Source organism: Collinsella aerofaciens (assembly GCF_001405375.1).
In the GTDB taxonomy this organism is placed as follows: Bacteria; Actinomycetota; Coriobacteriia; order Coriobacteriales; family Coriobacteriaceae; genus Collinsella; species Collinsella aerofaciens_F.
Map to the genome: position 1 here is coordinate 1 of NZ_CYYP01000031.1, position 3,184 is coordinate 3,184.

The following is a 3,184-nucleotide window of genomic DNA, read 5'->3' on the forward strand; positions in this document are numbered from 1 at the left end:
CCTCCCGCCAATCATCGAGCATGTTTTCTGGGTAGCAGATTCCCTCCCAGAGCTTTACCTTCGTCTCGCCAGCGTTTGCCGCCATGCTATAATCTCCTTGTCTCGAATGCCCCTGCTGCCGCCAAGCTTGCTGGGGCTTTTTCTTTTTTACCTGCGCTTGTAGACCTCGCGCCTATGCGCCACATCAACCACGAGAATCACGAGCCTGCCGTCATCGATGTCGCACAGAATCCGATAGTCGCCGACCCTGTAGCGCCACACGCCCGCCAGGTTCCCCGTCAGGGACTTGCCCCTGACTCTCGGGTCTTCGAGCTTCGCTATCTCGTCAAGCTCTTCGAATATCCTCGCGGCGATGCCCCTGTCCAGCTTGCGCATCGCCTTGTCAGCGTTCCTCGTGAAATCAATTCGCCAGACCACAATGCGCCCTTACCTCATCGATGCTGTAGGTCTCGAGCCTGCCTGCGCGGTAGTCCTCGATGTCCTTGAGAATCCCGTACTCGTACTCGAAACGGTCAATCGATTCTTGCAGGGCCTCGTTCACGTAGAAGCTCCTCGACCTGCCGGTCTCCTTCGCAAGCCTGCTGTAGCGCTCGTTCAGCTCGGTCGGAATCCTCATCGAAGTGACTGCGGTAGCCATAACGCACCTCCTATGCTGTAATACAGGTACTACTATAACACATCACCGCGCCCGCCCGCGCGACCGCGCAGGCGCTTCGTGGCTTCGGTTCCATGCCTTCGCCACTTCCGTGGCATCCCTCGCCACCTCGTCCAGTCCGTATCCGCCGCCCTGCGCCTTCCTGGGACGCATCAGCGCCCAGATGCGGTCTCTAAGCTCCTCAATTGCCGCTCTAGCTGCTCTCGCTGCTCCTGCGCATCGAGCAGTGATTGAATCGAGGATTGTGCCGCGCTCAGCGCGCCCCGCAGCTTCCCAGCGCCCAATCTCGGCAGCGACGGGTCGAAGCTCCTCAACGTCTCGCGCAACTGCTCGCGTTCCGCGCCGAAGGGACTCCAATCGCGCGGACTCCCGCTGGATTTCATCGCCCACCTCGTTGCGAAGCTCGAGCTTTTCGCCGATTTCGCCGTCCAAGCGGTCAATCTCGGCCATTTTCTCCGCGATTCGGCGGTCAATTTCCGCAGCTTGTGCCCGTTTTTCATCGACCTGCTCGGTCACGGCACCCAATTTGGCACGGGTCTCAACCCTCTGCCGCTCAAGGCCGTCCAGCTCGCGCTTGGCAGTAACCGCAATGTGCTTCGCCTTGTCCCTCGCGCCCTCAAGGGTCTCTATCTCGGACTTGAGCGCCCGTGTGGTGCCGACCTGCACCTTGTAGGCATCAAGGCTCCTGTAGCCTTTTGCACGCAGCTCGTGGCGCATCGGGCGCTCATACCCGTAGGGCTTGGCCACCTGCTCCCAGAAGTCCTCCTGCAAGCGGCTCATCGTGCCCTGCGCGGTCACCTCCCACTTGCCCTCCGCGTTCTTTCGGCGCTTGTCTGGGGCGAACAGCTCCTTGGCGCACAGTCGGTCAAACCCCGTCTCGGCATCGTGTATCACGGGCGCGATCCAGATATGCGCGTGCGGGGTGCCCTCGTCCAGATGGATCTGGGCGGCTAGCAGGTTCTCGTATCCGTACCGAGCGCCGAACCAGTTGATGCTCCTGTCCAAGAACTCCCTCGCTGTCTTCTCGTCCAAGGCATCGTTGCTTGAGACGATGAACCCCATCGCGCGGACTTGGTTTTCCCTGACCTTCCTCTTCGTCTTGAGTTCCCCCATGCGCCGCTCGACCGCCTTCTCAAGCGGCACCGGGCGCTCATCCTCGGCGCGGCAGCGGTAGCCGATGTGCCGTCCGCTCTGGTCAACATCGTTGACGTAGGTATGGGCGCGCCTGTCCAGCTCACGACCCACCGCGTCAAAGCTTTTCACTTGCGAGCTCTTCATTGCGATTAGTGGCGCGACCGTCATTGGTGAACCTCCGAGTTTGAAGCCTGATGGAGCGTTAGCGACATTTGGTATAGTCACGGTATACCAAACTGCGTTTGGCCGTGCAAGGACGCTGCCCTTGACCCGCTCGGGCGTTCCCCCCGAGACCCCCCAGCCCTACTCATTCGCGGCGTCGCTCATGATGTGCGGGCCATCGGCGCAAGCGCCGAATGAGGGGGCAAGCCCCCTCAAACTCCCCCGCTCAACCTGATTTGTCATTTGTCATTTGTCACATTATTTTTCGGACGTAGTTAGCGAAAAATAATGAGCGCGCCCCTCCAAACCACCCCGACGTATCGGTATCGGATATCGGATTCCCATGGGCGAGGTCGTAGTACCTCGCCCATGGGAATCCCATCCCCAGCCCTCCCGCGCTCGCAGACTTGGGCAAGGAAAGGGTCGATGGGAGCTTGCGCTCACATCGACCCTCTTCCCAGTCTTTCTTTTGGCTCGACCGCCGCGTCAATTCCGCAATCCGTGAACGAGGTCTCCGTAGATCCGCTACGCGGAACTACTCCGCCCCCGTAGTCACGCATTGCTCCATTGACCCGTCTACTTTTCCGCACGCGCCTGTCTCACGTGCCTTGCGCTTGCGTTCGGCGTTCAGGTAGTTGCCGCGACAGTAGCGCTCGAGAATCGAGTTGTAGCCGACGATGATTTCTCGGTACTGCTCGGGGAACTCACGCAACGCCGCAGTCGTGAAGTCATTGATGGTCTCGAACTTCTCGACCATGATGAAGCCGACCAACTCGAAGAGCATGTCCTGCTTGTCCTTGGTCGAGAGCTGCTCAAGCTGCCCGATGTCGAAGTTGTTCCCCTCGATGCGGGCTTCGACTGGGTACAGTTCCTTGCCCTTCTTTCGGCACGATGCCGTGTCGTGGATGAGGTAGTCGTATGCGTGCCTGATGTTGTTGACTGGCTCCGCAGAGGAGCAGCACCTCTTGCCGTCCGCGCTCAAGCGGTTCAGGACGTTGATTATCGCCTTGCGGGTCGTGTTGCCGCCCCAAACCACGATGATGTGAACATGGGTCTTCCGCTGCTTGCTCTTCTGGTCATGGTCGATGTCGTGAATTGCGTAAGCGAACGGAACTTGAAGGATGTCGTCTATCTCCTCCCGCCAATCATCGAGCATGTTTTCTGGGTAGCAGATTCCCTCCCAGAGCTTTACCTTCGTCTCGCCAGCGTTTGCCGCCATGCTATAATCTCCTT

At 59.5% G+C, this 3,184-nt stretch carries 4 protein-coding genes; all 4 read right to left on the minus strand.

The features are described from left to right. Positions 1–147 precede the first annotated feature (147 nt). The 4 genes from ARB25_RS09545 to ARB25_RS09560 all read right to left on the minus strand — a co-directional run bounded on the left by ARB25_RS09545 (position 148) and on the right by ARB25_RS09560 (position 3,170). Positions 148–375: a type II toxin-antitoxin system RelE family toxin gene (locus ARB25_RS09545; RefSeq protein WP_006236363.1), complete on the minus strand. Its 228-nt coding sequence runs from the start codon at positions 373–375 to the stop codon at positions 148–150. Between the two features lie 25 nt (positions 376–400). Next, complete coding sequence (gene relB, locus ARB25_RS09550; RefSeq protein ID WP_006236365.1) at positions 401–637, minus strand: type II toxin-antitoxin system RelB family antitoxin; 237 nt, start codon at positions 635–637, stop codon at positions 401–403. A 42-nt stretch (positions 638–679) separates the two neighbouring features. Beyond that, positions 680–1,918 (minus strand): plasmid recombination protein, encoded by a 1,239-nt coding sequence (locus tag ARB25_RS09555; RefSeq protein ID WP_172676363.1) that lies wholly within the window; start codon positions 1,916–1,918, stop codon positions 680–682. Between the two features lie 568 nt (positions 1,919–2,486). Beyond that, entirely contained in the window at positions 2,487–3,170 is a 684-nt protein-coding gene (locus tag ARB25_RS09560) for a Rep family protein (protein ID WP_055287662.1), read from the minus strand. Positions 3,171–3,184: the final 14 nt, after the last annotated feature.